Below are 25,987 nucleotides of genomic sequence, written 5' to 3'. Positions count from 1 at the left end.
GGGCTGTCGAACTGTGGAAATCGACCGCAAGCCGCTACCTGAAGGGAAAAACTTGACACGCCCCGGCAGCGTCACCACGACCGATGACACAGGTCGTCGTGCCAGTGCGGTACCCGCTCTCTCCCCACTCGAAAGCCACGCTCTCGCGGGCGCTCGACGTCGCCGACGAGCACGCTGCCGATCTGACGGTACTGCACGTGAATCTCTTTCACAGCAGTCAACGCGTCTCTCGGACGGAGCTGAAACGCGCCGTCGAATCGGAGTTCGGCCACATTCCTCACGCCCGATACGTCGTCAGGTCGGGGCTGCTCGTCGAGGAGACGATCCTCGAAGAGGTCGCCCAGCAGCAGGCCGACATCGTCGTCATCGGCGAGAAGCAGGCGAGTCGCTGGCGCCGGATGATCCGTCGTCTCGTCGACGACCCCGACATCGAGCAGTTCCTGCAGAACGAGATCGACGCCCAGATCATCACGGCGTCGGTGTCGTGACCGACTCGCTACGTCGGATCACTGTCCGTCTCCTTTCTGCCCGCCGTTCGTTCCCAACCGGTCCGTCGGAACGGTGGCGGTTTCGTCGCCCGTCCCGTCCATCCTGACGCCCATGTGACCGCTGGTTTCGTCGAAGACGTGGTGCTGGTGCGGATACGGGATCTCGACGTCCGCGTCGTCCAGTCGTTCCCAGACGTTCGTCTGCACCGCTGACTTGATCGCGGGCAGTTTGTACGGGTCCGTCACCCAGTACATTAAGCGAAGGTGGACGCCGTGGTCGCCGAACGTATCGATGTAACACTTCGGCGCGGCCGGATACCGCGCGCTGCCGATCCGGATGTCCGGGCCGCCTTCGATGACGCCGTCCACGTCGCGCGCGGCCTTCTCCATGAGCGTCCGGGCTTCGGCGAGGTCGCCCTCGTACGTGACGCCCATCTCGAGTTCGAGCCGCATTCGGGCGTCCTCTGCCGAGTAGTTGACGACGTCTCGGGACCTGATTTCGCCGTTCGGGATGACCAGGAACGTGTTCTGGAGGGTGAATATCTTCGTGTAGCGCAGCGTGATGTCGTCCACGAAGCCTCGCTGACCTGTATCGGTGATCTCGACCATGTCGCCGATCTCGTAGGGCTGGTCTGCCAGCAGGAACACGCCGCTGATGATGCTGCCGACGATGGGTGCGAGCACGACACCGAGCACAGCCGTGAACACCGTGACGGAGAGGGCGATATTGCCGAGGTTGAGCCCGTAAATGCGCATGATCGTCAACAGCGCGAAGAGGAACACCGAGCCGCGGATTCCGCGCAGCACGGTCCGAGTGATACTCGGCCGCCTGAACCGCCGGGCGACGCGCCTGCCGACCAGTTTGATGATGAACCGCGAGACTGCCCACGCGATCACCAGCACCAGCACGGTCGCGATCAGGTCGGCGGCCCACCCCGGCAACTGGAACGGGAGCCACTGGAAATTCGAGAGCGTATCGCTCGCGTCGCTGGACGGGACGTTCCCCGCCTGCAACGGGAGCGGTGCAACTTCGCTGACCTGCGGCTCCGTCATCACTTAACAGGTTCACTCGAGGCACGTCTAAATAGGTTGTGCAACCACCGCTTCACCCTGACCATCACCACCTACCTGGCGGTAAGTATCGCTTACCAACGGAACTCCGCTCGTAAATACTCCCCGGGATATCAGGCAGGACAAATAGTTTACAAACGCCGATCTCTGCGTGAGAATGTTTGTGTATGTGGTCACGTACTGCGATTATACTGCGGCTATGGGGTGTATACCCTCCGATATGTATACAATTTAAGCAAAACGCCGACAGGTCTTTTGCGCTCGGGTTCCTCCCTTCGAACGATGACTTCCCCCGATGGCCGCCAGGTCCGGTCCCCGCGAACGAGGGACGAGCATGCACCGCCCCCGAGAACGCGTAAGGCGGTCCTGTTCTGCCCGGACTGCGAGTACGAGGACCTCGTCGACGGGAACTGGGAGGAGCGCGACGACCGTACCGATCGCGTCAGAGAACTCGTCTGTCCGCAGTGTGACGCCGTGGTGACTGGTCGGCCACTCCCCGAGGACAGGGAGGCACCGCTCGACTACGACGATCCGGGTCGGGACGAGCAGTTCGACCCCTGGCGACGGCTCTGGGCGTCGACGCTCCGGTTCTGGGTCAAATTGCCGCCGAACGCGGACAGTCTCCGCCGCGCGAACTGACTGGAGTCACCCGTCAGTACTGTTGCTTGCCTTCGTCGGTGACGACCGAGTCGAGTAGTCGCGTCGGCGTCGCGTCGTAGGCCGGGTTCTCGACGGCGAATCCCTCTGCGGGTTCGCGCATCACTTCGCTCGGCGAGCGAATCTCGTTCTCGAAAGCGAACCCGCCCTCGATGATTTTCGCGCCCGAGCCGATGACCGTCATCGGGACGCCGACGTCGTCGGCCGTCGCTGCGATCGGGTAGGTGCCGATCCGGTTGTACAGCGTGTCCTCGACGATGCAACTCATGCCGGTGACGACGCGGTCACACTCCGGGAGGAAGTGACCTGCGGCGCTGTCGACCAGGAGGTGTGCGTCGATCCGATCGATGCCAGACAGCACGCGGGCCGTCTTCCGGCCGAGATATCGCGGCCGCGCCTCGGTGACGTACACGTCCAGATGCGTTCCCGACTGGGCAGCCCGTTCCAGCGCCTCCAGCACTGTCGAGGAGTAATCGTGGGTCAGCACCGTCATCCCGTCCTCGAACAGTTCCGCGCCGTGTTCGGCTGCCCGGCTCTTCCCGCGCTCGATGGTGTCGACGACCTCCGCGATGGTGTCGGCCAGGACGTCCTGTGCTGCGTCGACGGAGTCGACGTCGGCCTCGTCCACGGTGTCGACGATCTCCAGCATGGCGTTCTGGAGTGAGGCGTGGGACGGGTTCGCCCGTCGGAGAGCGCTGGCGTTGCGCTCTAGCGTCCGCTGGAACTCCTCGACTGTCGGGTAGTCGCCGTCGGTGAACTGCCGGAGCGCGTCGGCGGCTTTGACGGCCACGACCGACGAGGAGTGGGTCTGCATCTGCTCGATCTCCTCGACCGTCTCGTCTATCATACCCCCACGGTCGGTGCCTCACGGGAAGTACCTTCTGGACGCACAGACGGCTTCCGGCGGGCGTTGCCGGGTCCTGGGATGCCACAGTCTCCCACGGTGCACTGAAGCCGCTCGCATCCCTACGGTTCGCATGGTCGAAGTGACGTATCACTGCCCGTACTGCGGGGCCGTCACCGGCGTCGAGCGCGAGGGCTATCTCGACGACAAGTGCGTGACCCGCGAACCCCTGGCTGGCTGGGAGTACGCGCCCACGACCGGCGACGTGGAAGCGGCCGACGGCATCGAGTTCGTCTGTCTCGGCAACGCCGGTTCGGGGCAGGCAGTGGGAGCGGGCGGCGCGAACGATCCGGACCCGGAGCGCGACGGCTGTGGCCGAACGTTCTATCTGAGTTTTCTGAAGTACGAGGACGGAACCCCCGTCGATCACCGGACGCCGGACGTCGATCGCCCGCGGTTCGATTTCAGCCCCTGACGCCGCCACCGGCGGAGCGGATTGCGGATCGGGCGATACGGTTGGCTGACCGTCGATCGCTCAGCAGCCGGGGCGGTTACTGGTCCCGGGGACTCTGTTGCTGAGTCCGTTGTTCCTGCTCTTGCTGGCCCACTCGATTTGCTTCCTGGTGTGGCTGTCTCGCCTGCCCCGGTTGCTGTTGACCCTGGCCTCGCTGCTGTGGCGGGACTGTCTGTCGCGTCCCCATCGGCTGCTGTTGGACTCCCTGGGTGGACTGTCGCTGCATGGCCCGCTGCCGAGACTGTTCGATCTGGCCGATGAGCTCCTCCGTGAGGACGTACTGGAACTGGTTGTGTGGGAGGTATCCGATGGTTTTCTCGCGCTCCTGATCCTCGAAGAGGACGACGCCGCTGTCTACCACTTTCAGTCCGCCGATGTCGATCTGTGTACCGTCGTTCAGGACGACTCTCATTGCGTTCGTGCCTCCACACAGAGGTCTAAAGGCGTTATTTCGAGCGGGCTACGTGTCAGTCCATAGCCGTGACGGGCCCGGGTTCCCTGCCCGATCCGGTCAGCTCGGGAGTGAGTCACCCTGGGCTCGGATCGCACGGTCTGCGTACCAGAGTATCGAGAAGTCCTGGGGACTCGGAAGGGCACAGGCGAGCCACCCGATCACGGCTGCGGTCCCGACGAGATTCCCGCTCGCAACGGGGTCCGGAAGCACTCCGGCGAGCATGAGGACGACGGGAACGGACATGCAAAGCGGCATCATCGCGGCGATACGTAGCGACCACGGCGCACTGCCCTGACGGACTCCCAGCGGCCTGACGGACGCCAGCGCCCCGAACAGTCCGTGATAGGTCTCGCCGTCGGCAGTTGCCGGCAACCAGGAGAGTTCGTACGGGACGCCGAACGCCCGGAGCGCGAGCGCGTGTGACCCCTCGTGAACGACGGTCCCGAGAGCGACTGTCACGACCAGAGTGACGCCCGCTGCGACCAGTTCGACGGAACTCATACACCACCCGACATGCTTGGAGAGTCGCTTTGCTGTGTGCGTATCAATCCTCTGGTTCCTCGGGGCCGTTCCGGAACCCTGGATATGCAGGCCGTGGACTCTCCCCCGTCCGGGGCGGAGCGTGACGTGGTCATGTCCGCCAACAGGGCCACCGCACAGCTCGTCAGACGGGTTCGTCCCACTCCCGAAACGACTCCCCAGAACGGGGTGCGATAAGCATGGCGCTGCTCGAACTCGCCATCGGTTTCTTCATCCTGGCGCTCGTCGCTGGCGTCCTCGGCGCCGGCGGCGTCGCCGGCTTGTCGATGGACATCGCGAAGTGGCTCGTCGTCGCCTTCGTCGTCCTGGCGATCCTCTCGCTGGTGTGGCCCGGCTAGCCCCCAGGGCGCCTACCTGTTCGCACCGCCCCGTTTGCGGATCGACTCGATCCGTTCCCGCGGGTACCATCGCGTCTCTCCCGACTGCTCCACTTCGACCCACCCGGGATAGATCGTCACTGACACCTGCTGGAGTTGCTCCCCGTTCGTGAACGTCACCGCGACGTTGGACTGTTTCTTGAGAGACTTGGACATCTGAATCCCCACCGTTCCGTTCGACCCGGTCGGACGTAAATCAGCGGGCGAGCAGTCGGAATTGATCTCCCATTGGGGGCTGTCGGTTAGATGACACGTATCGTTCACTCTGCTCGCTGTAACTTCACTGCGAACACCGCACCTTCGGGAGGTCCGTCGCTCGACTGGGCGTTGCTGGCAGTCGCTGACTGGTTGGTTTCGCACTCCTGGGTCGTGCGGTCTTCGACCCACACGTCCCCACCGTAGGTATCGACGAGCGTGTGAACGAGATAGAGGCCGATGCCGGTCCCATCGCTCTCCAATCCTTTCTTCCCCTTCCCGAAGATCTCTGTTTTCCGGTCGTCGGGGACGCCCGGACCGTTGTCGGCGATGCGGACGACGACGGTGTCGTCGTCCGCTGTCACACGCACGGAAATCTCGGCAGTGGGAGCGTCGTTGTGCTGGACGGCGTTTTTCAGGATGTTTCGGAACACGGAGTCGAGCATCTCCGTTGCCCGGACGCGCACGGCTGGAATCGGGTCTGCGACGGTGATCGCCACGTCGTCGTACGTCGACCGGATCGTCTCGAGTTGGGATTCGAGCGCCGGACGCAACGGAACCGGCGAGGGTTCGGTCTCGGCCTGGAGCATCACCTCGGCGAGGTCGCGCGCCGTCTTCGTCAGGCCGACTGCGTTGCGTGCGCTCTCGAGCGCCGTCTCGACGTGCGACCGTCCTTCGTCGTCGACGAGGTCCCGCAGCAGTTCCACGTACGAGAGCACTAACTGTAGGTCGTTGCGGATGTCGTGGCGCACCACCTGGTTGAGGACTTCGAGATTGTCCCGCTGCGTTTTGAGTCGCCGTTCCAACTCCTTTTGCTCGGTAACGTCGCTGTTGATCGCGACGAATCGCTCGATCTCGCCGCCCTCGTCGAAGATCGGCGCGATCGTCTGGTCGACGACGAACTGCTCGCCGTCTTTCCGCTCGTTGACGATCTCGGCGTGCCAGATCTCGCCGTTCTTGATCGTCGTCCACAACTGCTCGTAGAACGACTCGTCGTGCTCTCCGGACTTGAGAATCCGGGGATTAGTTCCCAGTGCCTCGGTCTCGGTGTAGCCGGTTATCTCCTCGAACGCCGGATTGACGTACTCGATTCGACCGTCAGTGTCGGTGATGACGATGGAGTGACCGGCGTGCTCGACCGCCTCTTTGTATCCACGGAGGTCACGCTCGCGCTGGACGCGGTCGAGCGCCGCCGTCGCGTTCGCACACAGGGCGTCGACCAAGAGCCGATCCCGATCGGTGAAGTCGTCGGGTTCGGTCGAGGAGACGAGGACGACCCCGTGGCCATCCAGCGGAACGATGAGCTCACTCCGGAACGGCGTGTCAGAATTGTAGCGGTCCGAGGTGGCCCACAAATCGCTGAACTCTTGTGTGGTGTCGTCAGTAAACACGTCCCAGGCGAGGCTATCGGAGCCTAGCGTCGGCGGTTCGCCGATGTCGGTCTCGATGTCACCGCTCCAGGCGACTGGAACGAGCGCCTGCGAACTGGCCTCGTATAAGTGCACGCCGACTCGCGACATGCCGAGTATCTGCTCGCCGGTCGTCACGACCTGCTCGGCGATCTCCGTGTCAGTCGTACTCGTCATCAACGCTCGGATGGCGTACTGTAGCGCTTCCATCCGCCGCTCGTGGGATTTGCGCTCGGAGATGTCTTTTCCCACTGCCATCGCGGCGACGATCTCGCCGTCGGGCCCAGTGACGGGTGCAGTAGAGATACTGACGTCGACCAGGCTGTCGTCTTTCCGCTGGCGTTTCGTTTCGCGTCCCGTGACCTCGTTCCCTCCGAGTACGTCCTTGATCGTCGATTCGTACGCGTCCCGCTTCACTTCCGGGACGGCGGGGTTGGGCTCACCGAGCGCTTCCTCGGCCGTCCAGCCGAAGATCTCTTCGGCAGCAGGGTTCCAGTGTGTCACGGTCAGCGACCGATCGACGACGACTATCGCATCGGGCGACGCCGTGACGACTGTCTCCCAGTTCTTGAGAGTGTCCGTCTGATGCGATTTCATGCCGATTGATCACGTTCCTCAACGCGGTTCTTGTCAGAACTGAACGTGATCATGCTACTCCTCGATAGAGTGATCCCGTTGATATATCTATCTGTTACCTACTGGTGAGGTCCTCGAAAGGGCGCGAGTATTTGCGGGACGGTCTGCCGGTCTGATTTAGCCTTTGATGTTACAGACCGGATAGGTACGAGCGACCTTGTCCCCGATACCGAGCGCGTCCGAGACGCGGACGACCTCGTCGACGTCCTTGTAGACGCCGGGCGCTTCCTCGGCGACGGTCGCGCCGGAGTTGGCCTTGACGTAGATCTGGTTCTGCGCGCGCAATTCGTCGCGGACGTCCTCGCCCCAGAACTCGTTTTTCGCCTGCGTTCGGGACATGAGCCGTCCCGCGCCGTGAGCGGTCGAGCCGAACGTCTCCGACAGGGAGTTCTCGCCGCCCCGAAGGACGTAGCTCCCAGCCCCCATGCTGCCCGGGATGATGATGGGCTGACCCACGTCGTTGTACGCTTCTGGGACCTCCTCGCGGCCGGCCGGGAACGCTCGCGTCGCGCCCTTCCGGTGGACGAACAGTTCGCGTTCCTCGCCGTTTTCGACGGTATGAACCTCCTTTTTCGCGATGTTGTGGGCCACGTCGTACAGGAGGTGCATGTCCATCTCCTCCCAGGAGCGGTCGAAGACGCGCTCGAACACCTGGCGGGTTCGGTGCATGATGAGCTGGCGGTTGACCCACGCGAAGTTGATCGCCGCGCACATCGCCTCGTAGTAGTCCTCGGCGAGCTGTGAGCCGGCGGGAGCCGCGGCCAGTTCCTTGTCCGGGAGCTGGTTCAGCAGGCCCTGGTGAGCCTGCTCGATGTCCCGGAGGTAATCCGTACAGACCTGGTGTCCCAGGCCGCGCGAGCCGCAGTGGATGAGAACGACGATCTGGTCCTCCTCGAGGCCGAACGCGTCGGCCACGTCGTCGCGGTAGACGTCGGTGACCCGCTGGACTTCCAGGAAGTGGTTGCCGCTGCCGAGACTGCCGACCTGGTTTTTCCCGCGGTCCTTGGCTTTCTTCGAGATCTTGTCGGCGTTCGCCTCCGGTCGGTACCCCTCGTCTTCGCAGTGGGCCAGGTCGTCTTCGACGGCCCAGCCTGCGTCGAGCGCCCACTTCATCCCGCGCTCCAGAATCTCCTCGACGGTGTCCATCCCCGTCTCGACGACGCCGCCGCCACCGAGACCTGACGGAATGTTTTCGAAGAGGTTGTTCACCAGTTCCTCTTCCCGGCCCTGGAGGTCGCTGTACGTCAGATTCGTCCGCATCATCCGGACGCCACAATTTATATCATATCCGACAGCTCCGGGCGAGATACAGCCGTCTTCGGCGTCGATGCCGGCGACCCCACCGACGGGGAAGCCGTAGCCCTGGTGGCCGTCGGGCATGCAGATGGCGTGCTTACGGACGCCGGGCAGGTGTGCGGAGTTTTTCAGCTGCTGGAGGGTCTTGTCTTCCTCGATCTCTTCGAGGAGCGCTTCGCTGGCGAGTACGCGCGCCGGGGCGCGCATCCCGCCCTCCTGGGGAATCTCCCAGACGTAGTCCCGTACCTTCTCGAGGGTGATTCCGTCGGCATCGTAGGTGGTCATGGCTAGACCTGCGACAGGGACGGCGGAATATATTTCGACTGCATTCGCTCCGGTGACGTGTCTCCGGCCGATCAGACGTCGAAGACGACGTACGCCCGCCACCCCGATTCGGTCTCGGAGAGGTCCATCTCGGAGTACGTGACCGCTTTGATCTCCCTGGCGACGATTTCCGACAGCGGAACGCCCCGGGCAGTCGCCTCACAGACCCATTCGTCGCCGTCCCGGCTCACCGTCGCGTCGTTTGCCACGGGCAGGACGCTCCGGACGTCGCGTTCGTAGATGAGGTCGTCGAGGTAGTCGAACAGCAGCGCCTCCCGGTTCTCGGCGGTGACGGTCAGCGAGAACCGCTCTCCGGTGTCGGGAACGTCGTCACACATCGCGGCGGCCAGACCGTCGCCGACGGCGGCGAAGACGGCGTCGAGGTCGGAACCCGTCGCCTCGACGGCGACGTCGGCAGTGTGCTCGCGCAGATCGAAGCTCATTCTGTCGGGGATTCGTCGCCGGTCCCCTTCTCTGTGTTCTTCCTGTTCGTTGCGCTCGCGAGTTCGTCCGGCACCTCCTCGCCGTTGTCTTCGATGGCGACCCCGCTGGTGACGATGGCGCGAATCCCCTCGCTGACCGTCATGTCGACGTCGGTGACGCGGTCCTCGTCGACGCTGATGACGTGACCGCCCATCACGGGATTGGGGGCGAGCGGGAGGAACAGGGTCACCATCTCGTCGTGGCCAGTGGCGTCTTCGATCGTCTCCGGCGTGTCCGCCGTCAGGAAGGCGACGGTGTAGGACCCCTCGCTGGGAAACTCGACGAGTTTGACCTCCTGAAAGCTGTCCGTGTCGCTGTCCAGCAGGAGCTGACTCATCTCGTTGAAACTCGTGTAGAGGGAGCCGATGCCGGGGATACCGGCCATCATGCGGTCGAAGTTGTCCTCGATGGACCCTTCCTGTGGTTGGCGGTCAGCGACGAGTCCGACGACCAGGATGACGACCAGCAGCACCAGGAGGACGACGCCTTTGACGGCGAGTTCGGGCACGCCGGACGTGCTGAGGGTCGATTCGACCACGGCCACCAGGGGATTGAGCGTCCCCGAGACGAAGTCGACGGCGAACCCGAGAACGATCAGCGTCACGATGAGCGGGACTGTCACGGCGAGCCCTGTGACCATCGCACTCCGCGCTCGTTCCTTGAGGGCCTCCCCGTTCGAACCCGACTTGGTAGTGGCTCCCTGCATCGGTATAACTGTGCGGACGGGTCGGGAGCGAAAAGGGATTGTGGACGCCGCAGACCGCCCGGTTTCTCGTGGGTTGCTTACCGCCGCCGGTGGAATTATAGTCTCGTATCTGCTTAGTCAGCCGTAGTGAGCGCCAGTATCGAGAGCCGCGTCGTCGAGTCGGGTGCTGACGACTACGTCGACGAGGCGTGGGGCCTCAAAGAGCAGATCAGACGGGAGGAAGGCGTCCTCCGTCAGCGACGCGGCTTCTTCAAAGACGCCTATCGCCGCTCGACGGTCTACTGTTACGTCGAGAGCGGCCCGAAGGCCCCTGAGCGCCTCGTCGGCTTCGCAGCGGTCCGTCGGGACGGCTACATCCTCTTTCTCGCCGTCAGCCCCGACCACCGCGGCGAAGGGTTCGGCGAGCAACTCATCGCTCAGGTCGCGGACAACCACTCCTCGGTGACGTGTCACGCCCGAACGACCAACGAGCCGGCCATCGGCTTCTACAGACATCTCGGCTTCGAGGTCAAGCGCACCATCGAGAACTACTACGAAGACGGCGGCGACGCCTACTATCTCAAACTCGGCGCCAGCAGCGGCATCACCGAATGCCTGTCGCGGTTGCTGAGCTGAGGCGGTCGGCTCCCACTGGTCGGGAAGAGACACAGCACCTTTTGGTCGGTCGCTCGTCCAGTCGAGTATGTACGACACCATCCTGGTCCCCACCGACGGGAGCGACCTCGCCGACCGCGCGCTCGAACACGCGATCGCCGCGGCCAAACAGGCCGACGCGACCGTCCATCTGCTGTACGTCGTCGACATGCGCGTCGCGCAGTCCGCGCCGGGACTGGCGATCGACGAGATCCGCCAGACGCTCGGGGACGAAGGCGAGAAGGTGACGAACGCCCTCGAGCGGACGGTGGCCGACGCCGACCTCGACGTCGTCACGACCGTGCGAGAGGGCGTCCCCGACGACGAGATCCTGGCCTACGCCGACGAGGCGGACGCCGACCTCATCGTCATGGGCACACACGGCAAGAGTCAGCGCGAGCGGATTCTGGTCGGCAGCGTCACCGACAGAGTCAACCACGCGGCCGAGATTCCCGTGCTGACGGTTCCCGGGAAGGACCAGTCGTAGGGTCGCGCCCACGACTTATCGGGCGCCAGACGTGAACTCCGCCTCGAACCGACTGACGTGCTCGTCGGTGCCGGCGACGATGACGCCGTCGCCCTCCACGAACGTGAACGCCGCCGGATCGAACTCGGTGATCACGTCGTCTTCGCGCTCGACTGCGACGACGGTACAGCCGGTCTGTCCCCTGACGTCGGCTTCCTGGAGCGTCCGGCCGGCCAGAGCACCGGCGGCGAAGCGGACCACCTCTATCTGTTTGTCGTAGGCGAGCACCTCCTCGTCCTCGAAGATCGTCGACGCCATCATGCGGCCGCTGATGGTCGCCAGCGACTGGACGTAGTCGGCCCCGGCGCGGTACAGCTTCTCGACGTCCGCTTGCTCGTTGGCGCGGACGACGATCTCGATGTCCGGGTTCAGGTCGCGTGCAATCAGCGTCGCGAAGATCGATTCGGTGTCGTCGCCGAGCGCCACGAGCAGCGCTGATGCGTGCTCGATCCCGGCCTCCCGGAGCACGTCCGGCTCGCGTGCGTCCCCGATCACGTCCACGTTCGATTTCGATTCCCTGTCGAGGACGGTCAGCTGCGAGTTCGTCTCGGAGAGCGCGTCGTACGCGGCCGTCCCGGACTCCCCGTAGCCGGCGATGACGACTTGCTGTGGGGAGAACTGGCGAACCGTCGAGGCGGTGGCCTCCCGAAGTTCCTCGATCCGTTCGGGTTTGCCGGCGACAAGCAGCGTCGTCTCCGCGTCGAGTTCGGCCGTGCGGTCGACCGGACTCTCGAAGGTCCCGCCGAACCAGGCGCCGATGACGTTCACCCCGTAGCGTTCGTGGATTCGCGCGTCCGCGAACTCCTCGTCGCAGAGATCGCTCCCGCGCTGGACGCTCAACTCGGCCAACTCGAAGTCGTCTCCGATTTCGATGCCTTCCTCGACGGCCGTCGTCACGGCCGTGGGGATCTGTCGCGCCAGACTCTCACCGAGGAGTTGCCGCGGCGAGAGCACGTCGTCCGCGCCGGCGACGCTGTGGTACTGCGCCAGCGATCCGTCCTCGACGAGCGTCACCACCCGGACGTCCGGGTTGGCCTCCCGCGCCGAGAGGACGATGCTGGCGGTCGTGTCGTCGGCCGCGTCCGCTACGACCGCTTTGGCCCGACCGATGCCGGCGCTGTCGAGGACGGTCGTCGATTCGGGATCGCCGTACACGACGTTGCGGTCCTGGTCGCGCAGGTCGTGTGCCGTCTCCTCGTCCGGTTCGACGAGCACGTACTCCTGGCTGCGTGAGTCCAGTTCAGCGATGAACGCCTCGGTCCGCGCCGTGGAGGTGCAGATGATGACGTGATCGGTGACGTCCGGCGCGGCTCGTGGCAAGCGCGGCGTCAGCGCCCGGCGGAGCCAGGGAACGGCGAACACGTCGACCGCAGTGAGAATCAGTCCGATGCCAGCCAACTGCATGACGATGACGAGGACGTTCATCTGGAGACTCTGCCAGGGTGCGTCCTCGCCGTAGCCGGTGGTCGTGAACGTCTGCATCACGACTTCCAGTGACCGATACACCGGCTGCGTCTGGTCTTCCCAGGTCGCCATTCCGACGTTGTACAGCGCCGTGAACACCACCGTCGTGACCGCGACCAGCCCGAGATAGAACGCCGTCCGCTGTGTCCGCCTGCGCATGTCTCACCTGGCACCCGCCACGTAGTTTAACCCGCTGTCTCCATCGCGACTCGAATCGCGCGGGTCCGTCCCGTGCGTCGCTTTTTGATTCTCACGTGTTGGGAGAGAATAAACCCCTTTTTGTATGAGCGACTTCACTCTCCGACCATGTACGAGCGAATCCTGATTCCGACCGACGGCAGCACTGGTACCGCACACGTCGCGATGCAGGCGATCGACCTCGCAGAGCAGTACGGCAGCACCCTGCACGTCCTCAACGTCGTCGACACGGACGTCGGGTCGATGCTCTCGGACATCCAGGAGACGGCAGAGGAACTCGAACAGCAGGGCCAGCGGGCGGTCGAACGCGTCGAGACGATGGCGGAGATCCACGGCGTCGACGCCGAGACGGACGTCGTCCAGGGCGACCCGGCGGATCAGATCCTGGAGTACGCCGACGAGATCGACGCCGACGCGATCGTCGCCGGGACCCACGGCCGGTCGGGCGTCAAGCGCCAACTCATCGGCAGCGTCGCCGAGCGTCTGGTCCGCCACGCTAACTGCCCGGTGATGACGATCCGCCTCCCCGAGGACGACGTCACCGTCGAGGACGACGAGCACGCGCGGAAACTGGCCCAGGAGGCCATCGAAGGCGAGAACTACGACGCCACGATCACCGGCGTCGATCATCAGGTGAGCGTCTGGGTCATCGACGCCGACACTGAAGACGGTTCGCTCGTCGTCTACCTCGACCCCGTCACCCAGCGGACCAGCATCGTCGAACGGAACTAACCGGGCTCTCGGTGGACGTTCGCCATTTTGGAATTTTTGCACAATACTGGATTGCGTTGCCTAATTCTCCACGTTAAGTTCGATTTGGTTCCAGGATTGTGGAAATGTGCGTGCTTATTTATATAGTCTTCACTCGAAGTCACACGTGTAGAGGTGACCGAACATGTCCACACGTAAATTAGAGGCCGACCTGTTAGGCCGTGAAACGAACTTCGAGTACTCCGAGCACTGGATCGGGTACGCGCTGCTGGGACTCCGGCTCGTCATGGGCTGGACGTTCTTCTACGCAGGCATCACGAAAGTGCTCGATCCGGAGTGGTCCGCCGCTGGAATGCTGCTGCACGGGATTCCAGAGGGGAACCCCTTCGTCAGCGTGTGGACCACCATGGCAAACGAGTGGCTCTGGCTGATCGACCCGCTCAACGCGTGGGGCCTGACGCTGGTCGGGCTGTGCCTGCTGCTCGGCGGACTCGTCCGGTGGGCCGCCATCTGGGGCGCCGTGATGATGGTGTTCTACTGGGCGGCGGCCCTGCCGCTCGCACACGGCATCGTCATCGACGACCACATCGTGTACGCGATGTTGCTGTTCGGCCTCGGCGCGTTCGGTGCCGGCCGGATCCTCGGTGTGGACGCGTACCTCGAAGCGACCGACCTCGTCGAGCGGTTCCCGAAGCTCCGGCTGTTCCTGGGCTGATACCCCGGAACACCGAGCATCGGTGATTCCCTTCCTCGCCGTCACCGACACCCGCAGAGCGGCGCCTCCGTCAGCGGACCGATCGGAGGCTCGGATACTCAGACCGTTGGTTCGCCCACGGTCGTCGCGTCGTTCGTCTCGAACAACCCGTCGAAGACTTTTCGCTCTGCGGTCCGGAGGTGCTGGAGGAACGTCGACTGAGAGATGTCCATCATCTCGGCGACGTCGTCGCCGCTGCTCTCCCGGGGCCAGGCGAAAAAGCCCGCGTCGTGTGCCGTCCGCAACGCCTCCTGCTGGCGGTCGGTGAGGCCATCGGGGAGCGGACCCGCCTCGTCGTCGCTCGCGGTCTGTGGCTGTTCGCGCTCACGTCTGGCGACCAGTTCGATGCCGGGACGGCCGTCCCGGAGTGCGTCGAGGAGCGTCCGCGGTTCGCCGTCGCTCGGGAGGTCGACGCAGAGTCGTCCCTCGCCCGGGGTGACCGAAAACGAGCGCACAGCCGTGCCGTACTCTGCGACCGCCGAGACGACGGCCGTCTCGTCGACGACGAAGCGGACGATACAGCCGTCGTCGTGGTCGCGAATCACCTGGGCAGTTGTCACGTGCTCGGCGGTCTCGACGTACGCCGTCACGTCGGCCGCGCTGGCACCGGTGACGCTGAAGTACTCCACCTGCTCGCCGGCGTCGGTCGTGATTCGCTTGAGTTCGAGTTCGCAGTCCAGGGCGGCTGCCAGACGAACGAGCGGATCGTCGGTTTCGGTGACGCGGAACTCCAGTTCCGTCACGTCGTCGGTGACGAGCGCGCGTTTGCTCTGGACGGCGTTGAGCGCGTAACCGATCGTCTCGCCGAGTTCGGCCAGGACCTCGCCCTCGATGGCTGCGAAGGCGTCGCGGTCCGCGGCGTGCACGACGAGCGTGCCGTAGGTGACGCCCCGGTGGGTGAGCGGGATCGCGGCGACGGCGTTCGTCCCGCACTGCCGACAGCGTTCGTGCCACCCGTCGGCCGTCTCGTCGACCGCCGCGAGGATCGCCGTCGAGTCGTGACTCGCGCGGTCGACCGGCGTCATCCCGTCGGCGTCGTTGAACGCTTCGACGACCGACTCGATCTCCGCGGAGCTGACGCCCGCCTGCGTCCGGACGCCCAGGCTCCCGTTGACCAGGTTGACCGAACTGAGCCACGCGAACGAGAACGGCGGCCGCGCGAAACACTCACAGACCGCCGCTTCGATCTCCTCGCGCGTCGTGGCTTCGACGAGCCGCTGGTTGACGTCCCTGAGGATCTCGTTCGTGTTGTTCAACAGCGTGAGCTGTTCGTTCTGCTCTTCGATGCGCAACTGCCGTTCCTTTCGCTCGGTCACGTCGGTGTCGACGGCGACGAACCGCTCGACCTCGCCCTGGTCGTCCGTGATCGGCGCGATGGTCATGTCGACCCAGCACCGATCGCCGCTTTTCCGCTCGTTGATGATCTCGCCGTCCCAGACGTTGCCCGAGGTGATCTCGCCCCACATCCGCTCGTAGAACGCCTCGTCGTGTTCGCCCGACTTCCAGAGCCGTGGATTCGCCCCGATCACTTCGTCGGGCTCGTAACCGGTCACCTGCTCGATCGCGGGATTGGCGTAGGTGATCGTGCCGTCCGGGTCGGTCAGGAAAATCGCGTGGCCGGCGTGCTCGACGGCCTTCCGAAAGCTCCGTAACTGCTCGTTAACGTCTCGGAGCGACGATTTGATTCGCGCTTCCTCGTCGATGAACTGGCTGAGATAGTACACTGTCAACAGCGCGAGGACGCTGACGACGAGTCCCGGCACTTCCGAGAGCCCGGTGCTCGTCACCGTCAGGCCCGTCCACAACTGCCGCGTGGCCATCAGCGCGAGCATGGCCGTCAGGAACAGGAATCGCCGGTCTCGACTCCGTGATAGCAACAGGACCGAGTATCCGACCCCGACGAGCCGTATCAAGACGGACAGGGCCAGCACGCCGTTCACGGCGGGACACCTCCCTGGAGTGTCGCCGCGTCGTGGAGTGTAAACGAGAGGAACATGTTCTTGTCTTGGTCGATCTCCTTTAAAAACCTGAACACGGATTCCAAGAGATTGGGAGTCCCGTGCGAGCGGTCCGATTTCCGGCGGCCAAACTATATTGGCATCGGGCCCTGGGGGATAATCCCGGCGGATTCGCGGCCCAAAGAGTATGGGTAGTACCCTCTCCGGTGAGGGGTCTGTACGTTTAGGTGTATGATGTCGAGACCGTCACCGGCACGCCACGTGTCACGAACCCCGAGGTGGTCGCGATGAGTAGCCAGGATGCGATGCCGGGCGTTCCGGACACCCCCGGCCGTGCGCAACTCGATTCCATGGTCGACGACGAGCGCGCGGACCCGCGTGCGGAACTCGACGAGACTGACTTCTCGACGGAGCTCGGCGTCGCGATGGCCGAGGACGCCAAGGCAGTCTCGCGCGGCGAGCTCTCCAGCGAGGCGTACTGGAAACGATACGACGGCCTCGCCGCCGAGGAGTTCGGCGACGACTACCGCGACACGCCGAACCCGGCCGTCGACCACGGGATGGACCAGACGATCGACGAGGGGACGGCAGAGTCTCTCGCCTGTTCGGTCGGCTCGATGAGTACCGTCGCCGAGGCGCTCGACGACACGCAGGCGTCGGCATCGTCCTCGAAGAGCGGCGATGCCGACGATCCCCGCTGGGGGATGGTCATCGACCTCCAGAAGTGCGTCGGCTGTGACTCCTGTTCGGTCGCCTGCAAGGCCGAAAACCGGACGCCGCCGGGCGTCTCGTACAACGTCGTCATGGAGGAAGAACACGGGGAGTTCCCGAACGTCCAGCGGACGAACCTGCCCCGTCCCTGCATGCAGTGTGAGAACCCGCCCTGCGTGCAGGTCTGTCCGGTCAGCGCGACGTACAAGATGGAAAACGGCGTCGTGAACATCGACTACGACCGGTGTATCGGCTGTCGATACTGCATGATCTCGTGCCCGTACGGCGCGCGGTACTTCGACTTCGGCGAGAACTACGACGACGAGGTCGACGGCTCCGGCGAGGTCACGAGTCCCGAGTACGGCGTCGACCGCGGCGAGCGCGAACGCAAGAAGTCGCCGGTCGGCAACGTCCGGAAGTGCAACTTCTGTCATCACCGGCTCAATCGCGGCGAGGAGCCGTCCTGCGTCGAGACCTGCGTCGGCGACGCCCGCAACATGGGCGACCTGAACGACCCGGACAGCGAAGTGGCAGAGATGGCGTCCTCCTCGCGCGCGATGCAGCTCAAAGAGGAGGAAGGCACCGATCCGAACGTGTACTACCTGGAGTGATCCCAATGGCAACCGAATCATCATCACGGTTCGAGTTCGACCCCGGGTTCAACGACAGTCGCCTGCGGGTCGCGTGGTACGCCCTGCTCGCCGTCCTGCTGCTGGTCGGCGCGTACGCGATGTGGCTGCGGATCAAACAGGGCATGCAGAGTACCAACCTCACGAGCATCACCCCGTGGGGCGCGTGGGTGGCCTTCTACATCTACTTCGTGGGCCTCTCGGCGGGCGCGTTCCTCGTGAGCACGCTCGCGAACGTCTTCGAGATGACCGGCATGCACAAGGTCGACCGCGACGCCCTGTTCGCCGCGATCATCAGCATGGTGGTCGCGCTCCTGTTCGTCTGGACCGACCTCGGCCGGATGGACCGGATGTGGCACCCGTTCGCCTGGCGCCAGCTCACCTCGCCGCTGATGTGGGAGGTCCACGCCTACGTCGCCTACATCACGGTCCTGTGCCTGGAGCTGTACTTCTCGATGCGGATCGACCTCGCGCGGGTCGCCAAGAACGGGTCGGGCCTGCGTGCGATGGTCTCCCGGCTGCTCTCGTTCGGTCGGCTCGACACCAGCGAGGAGTCCGCGGCCCGGGACCAGACCTGGCTCAAGCGGTTCGGGATGCTCGGCATCCCGCTGGCCATCTTCATGGTCCACGGCGGGACCGGCGTGTTGTTCGCCGTCTCGAAGGCCCGTCCCTACTGGAACAGCGGGCTGTTCCCGGTGATCTTCATCATCTCCGCGGTGGTCAGCGGGACGGCGCTCGTCATGGCGCTGTACGTCCTGCGGACCAAGCTGTTCACCGACCGGGACCTCGACCTGGACCTGCTGGAGCGGCTGGCGAAGCTGCTGGCGGCGTTCATCGTGACGGACTTCGCGCTCACGGCCATCGACGCGCTCATCGCGCTGAACAGCCTCCACCCCACGGAGGTCGAGACCTGGCTGACGGTGCTGTTCGGCCCGATGGCGTGGTCGTTCTGGGGTATCATGGTCGGCCTGGGCTGGGTGGTGCCGCTGGTGCTCGTGTCCCGCAGCGAGTGGCGGCGCACGCCCTGGCTGATGGTGCTGGCCGGACTGAGCGTCGTTCTCGGGATCATCGGCGTCCGGTTCAACATCGTCGTCCCGCCGCTGATCCTGCCCGTGATGCACCAGCTCCCGCACGGATCGTACTTCCCGAGCGCCGTGGAGTGGCTCACCAGCATCGGCATGATGGCCGTCGGACTGCTGCTCTACACGCTCGGTGCAGAACTGCTGCCGCTGACTCCCCTCGAATCAGGTGATCACCAATGAGTACTGACAACGTTGACAGCGCGACTGACGAGGCGTCCGACGAGGCGTCGGCGACCCGCCGCGAGTTCGTCAAGGCCGTCGGCGGCGTCACCGCCGTCGCCAGCGCCGGCGGTGCCGCGTCCGAACTCAGCCTGGACGCGCTCTGGCGCGACGAGCCGCACTACGTCGGCACCGACTACGGCGAGTACGACGCCAGCGACGTGATCCACACCACCTGCGGACAGTGCAACACGTTCTGTCCGATCAAGGTGCGCATCGCCGACGAGAGCACCGAGAGCGCCCAGTACAGCTCGCTCGTCCGCAAGCTCGCCGGGAACCCCTACTCGTTCCTGAACACGCAGCCGTTCGCGCAGGTGCCATACGGGAGCGATCCCGAACAGGTCGCGACGGGCGACCTGGAGGGGACCGGCGACGTGGACTCGTCGCGCTGGTCGCTCTCCGGCGGCCGGATGTGCCTGAAAGGACAGGCCGGCATTCAGACCGCCTTCGACTCCTACCGCGTCCGCAAGCCCCTCAAGCGGGCCGGCCCGCGTGGGAGCGGCCAGTGGAAGACCGTCTCCTGGGAGCAGGCCATCGACGAGATCGTCAACGGCGCCGACGACCTCGGCCACCCCGGTCTCAAGAACATGTGGGGGTACGCGCCCCAGGACCAGGTGATGAGCGACTGGGAGGCCGTCCAGAACGGGGAGATGGAGAAGGCCGCCTTCGACGACAAGTACGACGACGTCCTCATCGACACGGATCACCCAGACCTGGGACCGAAGGCGAACCAGGTCGTCGACGTGGGCGGGTTCCGGCGGAACTTCATCAGGACGCGCCTCTGGAAGCAGGGACTGGGTTCGGTCAACAGCTTCCACCACGCCGGCACCTGCGGGTTCTCCAGCGTGATGGGGAACGTCCGCTCGTACGCGGGCGGCCCGAAGAAACGCCAGTACCCCGACGTCGAGAACTGCAAGTACCTCCTCGTCTGGGGGACCAACCCGATGGTCGCCAACAAGGGGCCGACCTGGCTCGCGCCGAAACTCACCAACGCGATCCAGGACGGCATGCGGATGGACGTCGTCGACCCGCGCCTCTCGAAGACCGCCGAGAAGGCCGAGAAGTGGGTCCCGGTCGATCCCGGCTCGGACGCCGCGCTCGCGCTCGGGATGGCCCGCTGGATCATCGAGCACGAACGGTACGACCGCGAGTACCTCACTAACCCGAGCCAGTCCGCCGCCGAAACCGACGACGAACCGACGTGGAACGACGCCACGCACCTCGTGCTCGTCGACGAGGAGAAACAGCCCAAGGCCCGCGCCGGCGACCTCGGGCTGTCGGGCGACGGCTTCGTCGTCGTGGACGCGACGACCGGGCAACTGACGCCGGCCAGCGAGGCGAGCGCCGGTACTCTCAACGTCGACATGACGGTCGACGGTACGCGGGTCCGCTCGGTGTGGTCGCTCTACCGCGAGCGCGTCTTCGAGCACACCCTCGAAGAGTACGCCGACATGGCCGGCCTCGATCCCGAGGACATCGCGGACGTCGCAGACGAGTTCACCAGCCACGGCAAGCGGGCGGCCATCATGGCCTACCGCGGCCCCGCGAAACACGCGAACGGGTTCCACAACCAGCGCGCGATCGCGACGCTCCAGCACCTCATCGGGAACTACGACTGGAAGGGCGGCCAGATCACGCCCTACGCGGGCTACGATTCGATGAGCGGCCGGTACAACCTCGGGAACGTCCCCGACGGCTACAGTCCGTGGGGCATCCCGCTGCTCCGCGGCGGCGTCAACTACGAGGACACGTCGCTGTTCGAGCGCGACGACGGCTATCCCGCCAAGCGGCCGTGGTTCCCCGTCGCACCGCCCCAGGCAACTCAGGAACTGTACGGTAGCGCCGCCGACGAGTATCCCTACGGCGTGAACGCGCTGTTCATCCGTCCGTACTCGAACAACCACGTGATGGCCGTCGCCGGCGGCGACCAGATCCCGCCCATCCTCGACGACACGGACACCATTCCGCTGATCGTCGCTTCCGACACCGTCCTCGGGGAGACGAGCGAGCACGCCGACTACGTCCTGCCCGAACCCACCTACCTCGAACGATGGGAGAACTTCGGGACCTACCCGAACAAGCGGCTGGCCGACGAGAAGATCAGCCAGCCCGCGGTGAAAGTGGTCCCGAACGCCAGACCGTTCGAGGACGTCCTCATCGACATGTGGAAGGAGATGGACCTGCCCGGCGTCGGCGAGAACGCCATCGTCGACAACCAGGGCAACTCCTGGCCGCTCCACCAGGCCGAGGACTTCTACCTCAAGCTCGTGGCGAACATCGCCTACGCCCGTGATCCGGTCCAGCCGGCCGACGACGAAGAGCTGGCGGTGTTCAAGCAGGCCCACGAGAAGGGGCTGGGCAACCACTTCGACCTCGGCCGCTGGAAGCAGGCCGTCCGGAACGACGAGTGGCGCCGCGTCGTGACGGTGCTCAATCGCGGCGGACGCTTCGAGGAGCCGGTCGACGACTACGAGTCGGCCTTCGAAGAGCACGGCTACGACTACGACTACGCCGACCGCTACGGCGACCGCTCGAACGCCTACGACGGCGACCACATGCAGTACAAGTTCGGCGGTCGCACCGACTTCTACAGCGAGGTCGTCCCGAACGGCAAACACTCCTACACGGGCGAGCGGTTCGACCCGCTGCCGAAGGTCGAGGACGTGGTCCACTACAACGGCGACGTGCAGGTTCCGATCGTCAGCGACGGGTCGCCCGACCGGCCGCTCAAACTCATCAACTGGAAGCCCCGAACCCAGGGAATGCACCGGACGACGAACTCCCCGTGGCTGCGCGAGACGCGGCCGGAGAACCCGGTCTGGATCAACTCCGCGGACGCCGACGAGCGCGGCATCGAGAACGGCGACGACATCACCATCGACGCCGGCCGCAAAACCGTCGAAGCGACCGCGATGGTGACCGACGGTATCCGGCCCGGCGTCGTCGGCGCGATGTGGGGCTGGGGCCGCTCCGGCGACGGCGCGACCGACTACTCCGTCGACGGCGAGACCAAGTCGGCCGTCGAAGCCGACGGGCACACGCCTTACGAGTTCGACACGCCGATGGAGGACGAAGCGGGCCTCGCCGGCAGCCGCGACGCCGGCTTCGCCATCAACCACGTCCAGCCGCTCGACAGCGAACTTGGTGACACCGGCTTGAGCGACCCCATCGGTGGCAGCAACGCCCAGTACGACGCTTACGTCGACATCCAGAAACGGACGTGATCCATGATGGCAAACGCATCCACCGTCGAGCCGGTCGCACTGCTCCAGGCCCGCGCCCACGTCTACGACCTGCTGTCGGCGGCGTTCGACGGGGACGTGGCGGTTTTAGCGAAGGCCATGGAGGACGACGTGTTCGCCCGCCTGGCGGACACCTTGCCGACGGAGATAGACACCGACGCGCTGACGGCAGCGACGGTCGACACCGAGGCGCTCGCGTACGGCTACGACAACCTGTTCGAGGTGCCCGGGCCGAACTTCGTCCCGCCGTTCGCGTCCGCACACCGTTCCGACCCGAGCGAGCAGTTCGAGTCGGACTCCCCGTACCACGAGGAGGGCGCTGCCGGAGAACTCCTCGGCGACCCCGCCGCGGAGATCGCCGAGCTGTACGCGCGGGTCGACTTCCACCCGGAGCGCGGCGAGGGGATTCCCGATCACCTCGCCGCCGAACTCGAGTTCATGTACGCACTCGTGACTCAGGAAGCCCACCTGCGGGCAGACGGCGACGACCACGACGAGGAGGTCGCGGCGCTCCGCGATCTCCAGCGGAACGCGCTGACTCAGCTCGGGTGGCTGGACGACCTCGACGAGGCGGTCGGCGACCGCGATACGGTCGAAGGCGTGTTCGCCGCCCTCGTCCGGTTCACCCGCGTGTTCTGCGCGTGGGACGCGCGAGACGGCGTCGAATTCGACTGCTGAACGGCGGCGCCCGGTTTCCTCGCTCGCATCTCGCGAAACTTACGTATCGACTCACCGAACAGGAACGCAAGTGCTATTGTCTGGGGGTTGCCATCCCAGTGGTAGCATGGAGGAGCGAACACGGGCGTATCTTCGCGGGCGGTTCGGTGACTACTATCGCCGAACGGAGCTGACCCCGCCGCCGGACGCCAACGAGCGCGAATGGGGGTACATCCCCTGGACGCAGAGTCCGGGGACGACGATGGTCCGACACAAGTCACTGCTCGACCTGGGCGACCTGTCGTCGTTCCTCGAACGCGAGCGCCCGCGCCACGTCTACTTCTCGGCCGGCCGCTACGACGCGCCCGGCGCGAGTTCCATGAGCGAGAAGGGCTGGCGCTCCTCGGATCTGGTCTTCGACCTCGACGCCGACCACCTGCCCTCGGTCACGCTGGGCGAGGACTCCTACGGCGAGATGTTGGCCAAATGCAAGGACGCGCTGGGTCGGCTGCTCGACTTCCTCGAACGGGATTTCGGCTTCGACGACATGACAATCGTCTTCTCGGGCGGTCGCGGGTATCACGTCCACGTCCGCGACGCCGGGATCCAGCACCTCGAACGCGACGCGCGACGCGAGATCGTCGACTACGTCCGCGGGATCGGCCTGGAGTTCGACGCGCTCGTCGACGAAGAAGCGGTCGGCGGCGAGGTCGGCCGGAAGAGTCCCGCACACAACGAGTATCTCCCGACCGACGGCGGCTGGGGAGCGCGGATACACGAGCGGCTGCTCGCCGAGTTCGAGGAGATCCGCGACCTCGAGGAATCTGACGCAGTCGAGCAACTCCAGCAGTACGACGGCGTCGGCGAGAAGAAAGCGCGCGCCGCCTGGAACATCGCGCGCAATCGGTTCGTCGAGATCGAACGCGGAAACCTCTCTGCGCATCCGGTCGTCAAGAGTTTCGCCGAGCGGTACCTGTCCGACGTCATCGCCGAGGACAGCGCCCCCATCGACGAACCGGTGTCGACGGACACCAATCGTCTGATCCGGATGCCCGGCACCATCCACGGCGGGAGCGGCCTGGCGGTTCGCCGCATCGACCGCGACGCGCTGTCAGCGTTCGATCCCCTGACCGACGCCGTCCCTGAGACGTTCCAGAACCACGACATCACGGTGGAAGTGACGGAGGGCGGGGACGTCGAGCTCGGGGGCGATAGTTTTACACTTCCGGAGGGAGAGCATACCGTCCCAGAGCACGTGGGCGTGTTCCTGATGGCACGGGGCCGCGCCGAGAAGGGACAAGAGTGACACGGAGAACCGCATGAACCTGGACGAGCTGCAATCGATTCGAGACCGCGAGCGCCAGAGCGACAGCCTCCAGCAGCTGCGCGACACCTTCTACGCGGACGCGGGCGAGTTCGTCCAGCAACTGCGCGACGAGCGGGAACAGGCCGCCGCGCGCGCAGACGATCCGTTCGACGCGCCCGAGGTCAACCGCCTCACCGACGACATCAAAACGGCCGAGCAGACGGTCGAGGCGATCTACGAGCGCCGCGTCGGCAAACTCGTCAAGATGGCCTCCTTCGCCGCCGCGGACATGCCCACGGAAGACGAGGGACTCACCGCCGAAGAGCGAGAGCTGTTCGATCAGCTCGTCGCCGCGATCGAACAGAACCGCAACCAGGTGTTCGCGATCCTCGACGGTGAGGACGCCGAGTCCCAGACGGACGTCGACCCGATGGACGCGATCGGGACCGACCCGACGCCGGACGCTGGCGAGTCTGCGCCGTCCGACGGGGTCGACGCCGCAGATCTGATGAGCGGGACCGACGCTTCGCCGGCAGCGACTGAGGCCGACCCGTCGACACCGGCCTCAGACTCCCCGTCAGAACCACGGGGCAGTGACCAGCGGTCGCCGACGGCAGCCGACGCTCCGGGATCGGACGCGGGGGGTGACCGCCCGACGCCCGAGGCCGAGGCTGAGGCTGAGGCTGTGACCGACGCTGGCCAGTCGGAGTCGACGGCCGAGGCGCCGTCGCAGGTCCCGCCAGACGAGCCGCCGGGACAGCCCACCGAGCCGGAGGTCCGCGCCAATGACGCGGACGAGAGCGGGACAGCGGCCGGCACACCGGCACAGACGGATTCGAGTGCCGACGAACCGGACGCCGAGCGTCGGTCGGACGGCGGGGCACCCACGATCGATCGGACGACTGTCCGCATCACGCGAGACGTCGGCGAGATATTCGGCGTCGACGAGCGCGAGTACGACCTGTCGTCGGAGGACGTCGTGACGCTGCCGGCGACGAACGCCGAACCGCTGGTCGAGCGCGACGCCGCCGAGCGACTCGAATAACGCCCGGGAACAATTGATTGATACTGCTGGCCGCGGTTGTCGGGAGCAAATGCCCGCTGCCATCGAGACCGACTCGCTGACGAAGTCCTACGGAGACACGACCGCTCTGGCGGGGCTCGACGTCTCGATTCCGCGGGGCGAGGTCTACGGCTTCCTCGGCCCCAACGGCGCGGGCAAGACGACCACGATGCGGATTCTGACCACGCTCACCACGCCCAGCGGCGGCGACGCCTGGGTGATGGGCGAGCACGTGACCGATCGCGACGCGGTCGTCGAACACGTCGGCTACCTCCCCGAAACGCCGCCCGTCTACGACGAACTGACCGCTCGCGAACAGCTCACCTACCTCGCGGACCTTCGAGACCTCGACGCCGCCCAGCGAGACCGCATCGACCCGCTGCTGGAACGCTTCGGCCTGGCCGACGCCGCGAACGACCCCATCAGGACGTACTCGAAGGGGATGCGGCAGAAGGCGGCGCTGGCGGGGACCGTCCTGCAGGACCCGGACGTGATCTTTCTCGACGAGCCGACGAGCGGGCTGGACCCGCGGGCTGCTCGGACGGTTCGTGACCTCGTCGCCGACCTCGCCGACGAGGGTCGGACGGTCTTTCTCTCGACGCACATCCTCCCGGTCGTCGAGGAACTGGCGGACACGGTGGGGATGCTCGCGAACGGGCGTCTCGTCGCGGAGGGCGCGCCAGCGGACCTCAAACGCCGCGCCGAGGCCAGTGCGGAAGCCGGCCTGACCGGAAGCGATTCGGCTTCCGACCCCACGGAACGAACGCTCGAAGACGTCTTCCTGTCGGTCACCGAAGACCACGCCTGGCACGGAAAGTCGGCCGAATCGGAGGGCTGACG

The 25,987-nt window shown here is 65.3% G+C and carries 26 protein-coding genes; 15 read left to right on the top strand and 11 right to left on the bottom strand.

The annotated features are described in order from the left end of the window. Positions 1 to 83: 83 nt before the first annotated feature. Entirely contained in the window at positions 84 to 488 is a 405-nt protein-coding gene (locus MU553_RS13615; RefSeq protein ID WP_247378551.1) for a universal stress protein, read from the top strand. Positions 489 to 506: 18 nt separating this feature from the next. On the opposite strand, the gene MU553_RS13610 is transcribed toward MU553_RS13615, so the two are convergent. Then, entirely contained in the window at positions 507 to 1,541 is a 1,035-nt protein-coding gene (locus MU553_RS13610) for a mechanosensitive ion channel family protein (RefSeq protein WP_247378550.1), read from the bottom strand. A 300-nt stretch (positions 1,542 to 1,841) separates the two neighbouring features. Here MU553_RS13610 and MU553_RS13605 point away from each other — a divergent pair, with 300 nt between their 5' ends. Next, entirely contained in the window at positions 1,842 to 2,198 is a 357-nt protein-coding gene (locus MU553_RS13605; protein WP_247378549.1) for a DUF8106 domain-containing protein, read from the top strand. Between the two features lie 13 nt (positions 2,199 to 2,211). Here MU553_RS13605 and MU553_RS13600 read toward each other — a convergent pair whose 3' ends face one another. Next, positions 2,212 to 3,063 carry an eIF2B alpha/beta/delta subunit family protein gene (locus tag MU553_RS13600; RefSeq protein WP_247378548.1) on the bottom strand — a complete coding sequence of 284 codons (852 nt, stop codon included), beginning with the start codon at positions 3,061 to 3,063 and terminating at the stop codon, positions 2,212 to 2,214. Positions 3,064 to 3,193: 130 nt separating this feature from the next. On the opposite strand from MU553_RS13600, the gene MU553_RS13595 reads away from it, so the two are divergent. Then, entirely contained in the window at positions 3,194 to 3,535 is a 342-nt protein-coding gene (locus MU553_RS13595) for a DUF7969 family protein (protein WP_247378547.1), read from the top strand. Between the two features lie 76 nt (positions 3,536 to 3,611). Here MU553_RS13595 and MU553_RS13590 read toward each other — a convergent pair whose 3' ends face one another. Both MU553_RS13590 and MU553_RS13585 read right to left on the bottom strand, forming a co-directional pair. After that, positions 3,612 to 3,986 (bottom strand): hypothetical protein, encoded by a 375-nt coding sequence (locus MU553_RS13590; RefSeq protein ID WP_247378546.1) that lies wholly within the window; start codon positions 3,984 to 3,986, stop codon positions 3,612 to 3,614. 99 nt (positions 3,987 to 4,085) lie between these two features. Continuing rightward, the gene (locus tag MU553_RS13585; protein WP_247378545.1) at positions 4,086 to 4,529 is read right to left on the bottom strand and encodes a hypothetical protein; all 444 of its coding nucleotides are present in this window, start codon (positions 4,527 to 4,529) and stop codon (positions 4,086 to 4,088) included. Positions 4,530 to 4,753: 224 nt separating this feature from the next. On the opposite strand from MU553_RS13585, the gene MU553_RS13580 reads away from it, so the two are divergent. Further along, positions 4,754 to 4,906 (top strand): DUF1328 family protein, encoded by a 153-nt coding sequence (locus MU553_RS13580; protein WP_345893379.1) that lies wholly within the window; start codon positions 4,754 to 4,756, stop codon positions 4,904 to 4,906. A 12-nt stretch (positions 4,907 to 4,918) separates the two neighbouring features. Here MU553_RS13580 and MU553_RS13575 read toward each other — a convergent pair whose 3' ends face one another. The 5 genes from MU553_RS13575 to MU553_RS13555 all read right to left on the bottom strand — a co-directional run bounded on the left by MU553_RS13575 (position 4,919) and on the right by MU553_RS13555 (position 9,994). Beyond that, positions 4,919 to 5,101 (bottom strand): hypothetical protein, encoded by a 183-nt coding sequence (locus tag MU553_RS13575; protein ID WP_247378543.1) that lies wholly within the window; start codon positions 5,099 to 5,101, stop codon positions 4,919 to 4,921. Positions 5,102 to 5,205: 104 nt separating this feature from the next. Further along, the gene (locus tag MU553_RS13570; RefSeq protein ID WP_247378542.1) at positions 5,206 to 7,146 is read right to left on the bottom strand and encodes a PAS domain S-box protein; all 1,941 of its coding nucleotides are present in this window, start codon (positions 7,144 to 7,146) and stop codon (positions 5,206 to 5,208) included. 156 nt (positions 7,147 to 7,302) lie between these two features. Further along, complete coding sequence (locus MU553_RS13565; protein ID WP_247378541.1) at positions 7,303 to 8,766, bottom strand: RtcB family protein; 1,464 nt, start codon at positions 8,764 to 8,766, stop codon at positions 7,303 to 7,305. Positions 8,767 to 8,837: 71 nt separating this feature from the next. Then, the gene (locus MU553_RS13560) at positions 8,838 to 9,248 is read right to left on the bottom strand and encodes an archease (RefSeq protein WP_247378540.1); all 411 of its coding nucleotides are present in this window, start codon (positions 9,246 to 9,248) and stop codon (positions 8,838 to 8,840) included. Further along, complete coding sequence (locus tag MU553_RS13555; protein ID WP_247378539.1) at positions 9,245 to 9,994, bottom strand: DUF502 domain-containing protein; 750 nt, start codon at positions 9,992 to 9,994, stop codon at positions 9,245 to 9,247. The genes MU553_RS13560 and MU553_RS13555 overlap by 4 nt, the downstream gene beginning before the upstream one ends. A 126-nt stretch (positions 9,995 to 10,120) precedes the next feature. On the opposite strand from MU553_RS13555, the gene MU553_RS13550 reads away from it, so the two are divergent. Continuing rightward, complete coding sequence (locus MU553_RS13550) at positions 10,121 to 10,609, top strand: GNAT family N-acetyltransferase (protein WP_247378538.1); 489 nt, start codon at positions 10,121 to 10,123, stop codon at positions 10,607 to 10,609. A gap of 67 nt (positions 10,610 to 10,676) precedes the next feature. Beyond that, positions 10,677 to 11,114 carry a universal stress protein gene (locus MU553_RS13545; RefSeq protein WP_247378537.1) on the top strand — a complete coding sequence of 146 codons (438 nt, stop codon included), beginning with the start codon at positions 10,677 to 10,679 and terminating at the stop codon, positions 11,112 to 11,114. Positions 11,115 to 11,129: 15 nt separating this feature from the next. Here the strand turns inward: MU553_RS13545 and MU553_RS13540 are convergent, their stop codons facing one another. Continuing rightward, positions 11,130 to 12,776 (bottom strand): potassium channel family protein, encoded by a 1,647-nt coding sequence (locus tag MU553_RS13540; RefSeq protein WP_247378536.1) that lies wholly within the window; start codon positions 12,774 to 12,776, stop codon positions 11,130 to 11,132. 147 nt (positions 12,777 to 12,923) lie between these two features. Here MU553_RS13540 and MU553_RS13535 point away from each other — a divergent pair, with 147 nt between their 5' ends. Continuing rightward, entirely contained in the window at positions 12,924 to 13,547 is a 624-nt protein-coding gene (locus MU553_RS13535; RefSeq protein WP_247378535.1) for a universal stress protein, read from the top strand. Positions 13,548 to 13,710: 163 nt separating this feature from the next. Then, complete coding sequence (locus MU553_RS13530; RefSeq protein ID WP_247378534.1) at positions 13,711 to 14,241, top strand: DoxX family membrane protein; 531 nt, start codon at positions 13,711 to 13,713, stop codon at positions 14,239 to 14,241. Positions 14,242 to 14,339: 98 nt separating this feature from the next. On the opposite strand, the gene MU553_RS13525 is transcribed toward MU553_RS13530, so the two are convergent. Continuing rightward, the gene (locus MU553_RS13525; protein WP_247378533.1) at positions 14,340 to 16,220 is read right to left on the bottom strand and encodes a bacterio-opsin activator domain-containing protein; all 1,881 of its coding nucleotides are present in this window, start codon (positions 16,218 to 16,220) and stop codon (positions 14,340 to 14,342) included. A 305-nt stretch (positions 16,221 to 16,525) separates the two neighbouring features. Here MU553_RS13525 and MU553_RS13520 point away from each other — a divergent pair, with 305 nt between their 5' ends. The 7 genes from MU553_RS13520 (at position 16,526) to MU553_RS13490 (ending at position 25,985) form a co-directional block, all read left to right on the top strand. Further along, on the top strand, positions 16,526 to 17,560 hold the full coding sequence (locus tag MU553_RS13520; protein ID WP_247378532.1) for a 4Fe-4S dicluster domain-containing protein: 1,035 nt from the start codon (positions 16,526 to 16,528) through the stop codon (positions 17,558 to 17,560). 5 nt (positions 17,561 to 17,565) lie between these two features. Further along, complete coding sequence (gene nrfD / locus MU553_RS13515) at positions 17,566 to 18,840, top strand: NrfD/PsrC family molybdoenzyme membrane anchor subunit (RefSeq protein ID WP_247378531.1); 1,275 nt, start codon at positions 17,566 to 17,568, stop codon at positions 18,838 to 18,840. Continuing rightward, on the top strand, positions 18,837 to 22,103 hold the full coding sequence (locus MU553_RS13510) for a molybdopterin-dependent oxidoreductase (protein WP_247378530.1): 3,267 nt from the start codon (positions 18,837 to 18,839) through the stop codon (positions 22,101 to 22,103). The genes nrfD and MU553_RS13510 overlap by 4 nt, the downstream gene beginning before the upstream one ends. A gap of 6 nt (positions 22,104 to 22,109) precedes the next feature. Then, the gene (locus MU553_RS13505; protein WP_247378529.1) at positions 22,110 to 22,799 is read left to right on the top strand and encodes a TorD/DmsD family molecular chaperone; all 690 of its coding nucleotides are present in this window, start codon (positions 22,110 to 22,112) and stop codon (positions 22,797 to 22,799) included. 106 nt (positions 22,800 to 22,905) lie between these two features. Continuing rightward, positions 22,906 to 24,084, top strand: a complete 1,179-nt coding sequence (gene priS, locus MU553_RS13500) for a DNA primase small subunit PriS (protein ID WP_247378528.1) — start codon at positions 22,906 to 22,908, stop codon at positions 24,082 to 24,084. A gap of 13 nt (positions 24,085 to 24,097) precedes the next feature. Further along, positions 24,098 to 25,129, top strand: a complete 1,032-nt coding sequence (locus MU553_RS13495; RefSeq protein WP_247378527.1) for a DNA replication complex subunit Gins51 — start codon at positions 24,098 to 24,100, stop codon at positions 25,127 to 25,129. Positions 25,130 to 25,178: 49 nt separating this feature from the next. After that, complete coding sequence (locus MU553_RS13490) at positions 25,179 to 25,985, top strand: ABC transporter ATP-binding protein (RefSeq protein ID WP_247378526.1); 807 nt, start codon at positions 25,179 to 25,181, stop codon at positions 25,983 to 25,985. Positions 25,986 to 25,987: the final 2 nt, after the last annotated feature.

It is taken from the genome of Halorientalis brevis, from assembly GCF_023077655.1.
Note: the sequence above shows the minus strand (reverse complement) of the source record. Positions and strands in the feature narration are given on the sequence as shown.

Bases quoted from the DNA above. Each gene is read 5' to 3' on its own strand.
- MU553_RS13555 (WP_247378539.1), bottom strand. From the start codon at position 9,994: ATGCAGGGAGCCACTACCAAGTCGGGTTCGAACGGGGAGGCCCTCAAG.
- MU553_RS13575 (WP_247378543.1), bottom strand. From the start codon at position 5,101: ATGTCCAAGTCTCTCAAGAAACAGTCCAACGTCGCGGTGACGTTCACG.
- priS (WP_247378528.1), top strand. From the start codon at position 22,906: ATGGAGGAGCGAACACGGGCGTATCTTCGCGGGCGGTTCGGTGACTAC.
- MU553_RS13570 (WP_247378542.1), bottom strand. From the start codon at position 7,146: ATGAAATCGCATCAGACGGACACTCTCAAGAACTGGGAGACAGTCGTC.
- MU553_RS13490 (WP_247378526.1), top strand. From the start codon at position 25,179: ATGCCCGCTGCCATCGAGACCGACTCGCTGACGAAGTCCTACGGAGAC.
- MU553_RS13545 (WP_247378537.1), top strand. From the start codon at position 10,677: ATGTACGACACCATCCTGGTCCCCACCGACGGGAGCGACCTCGCCGAC.
- MU553_RS13600 (WP_247378548.1), bottom strand. From the start codon at position 3,063: ATGATAGACGAGACGGTCGAGGAGATCGAGCAGATGCAGACCCACTCC.
- MU553_RS13595 (WP_247378547.1), top strand. From the start codon at position 3,194: ATGGTCGAAGTGACGTATCACTGCCCGTACTGCGGGGCCGTCACCGGC.
- MU553_RS13535 (WP_247378535.1), top strand. From the start codon at position 12,924: ATGTACGAGCGAATCCTGATTCCGACCGACGGCAGCACTGGTACCGCA.
- MU553_RS13530 (WP_247378534.1), top strand. From the start codon at position 13,711: ATGTCCACACGTAAATTAGAGGCCGACCTGTTAGGCCGTGAAACGAAC.
- MU553_RS13605 (WP_247378549.1), top strand. From the start codon at position 1,842: ATGACTTCCCCCGATGGCCGCCAGGTCCGGTCCCCGCGAACGAGGGAC.
- MU553_RS13520 (WP_247378532.1), top strand. From the start codon at position 16,526: ATGAGTAGCCAGGATGCGATGCCGGGCGTTCCGGACACCCCCGGCCGT.
- MU553_RS13505 (WP_247378529.1), top strand. From the start codon at position 22,110: ATGGCAAACGCATCCACCGTCGAGCCGGTCGCACTGCTCCAGGCCCGC.
- MU553_RS13510 (WP_247378530.1), top strand. From the start codon at position 18,837: ATGAGTACTGACAACGTTGACAGCGCGACTGACGAGGCGTCCGACGAG.
- MU553_RS13615 (WP_247378551.1), top strand. From the start codon at position 84: ATGACACAGGTCGTCGTGCCAGTGCGGTACCCGCTCTCTCCCCACTCG.
- MU553_RS13565 (WP_247378541.1), bottom strand. From the start codon at position 8,766: ATGACCACCTACGATGCCGACGGAATCACCCTCGAGAAGGTACGGGAC.
- MU553_RS13590 (WP_247378546.1), bottom strand. From the start codon at position 3,986: ATGAGAGTCGTCCTGAACGACGGTACACAGATCGACATCGGCGGACTG.
- MU553_RS13495 (WP_247378527.1), top strand. From the start codon at position 24,098: ATGAACCTGGACGAGCTGCAATCGATTCGAGACCGCGAGCGCCAGAGC.
- MU553_RS13560 (WP_247378540.1), bottom strand. From the start codon at position 9,248: ATGAGCTTCGATCTGCGCGAGCACACTGCCGACGTCGCCGTCGAGGCG.
- MU553_RS13585 (WP_247378545.1), bottom strand. From the start codon at position 4,529: ATGAGTTCCGTCGAACTGGTCGCAGCGGGCGTCACTCTGGTCGTGACA.
- MU553_RS13610 (WP_247378550.1), bottom strand. From the start codon at position 1,541: ATGACGGAGCCGCAGGTCAGCGAAGTTGCACCGCTCCCGTTGCAGGCG.
- MU553_RS13540 (WP_247378536.1), bottom strand. From the start codon at position 12,776: ATGCGCAGGCGGACACAGCGGACGGCGTTCTATCTCGGGCTGGTCGCG.
- nrfD (WP_247378531.1), top strand. From the start codon at position 17,566: ATGGCAACCGAATCATCATCACGGTTCGAGTTCGACCCCGGGTTCAAC.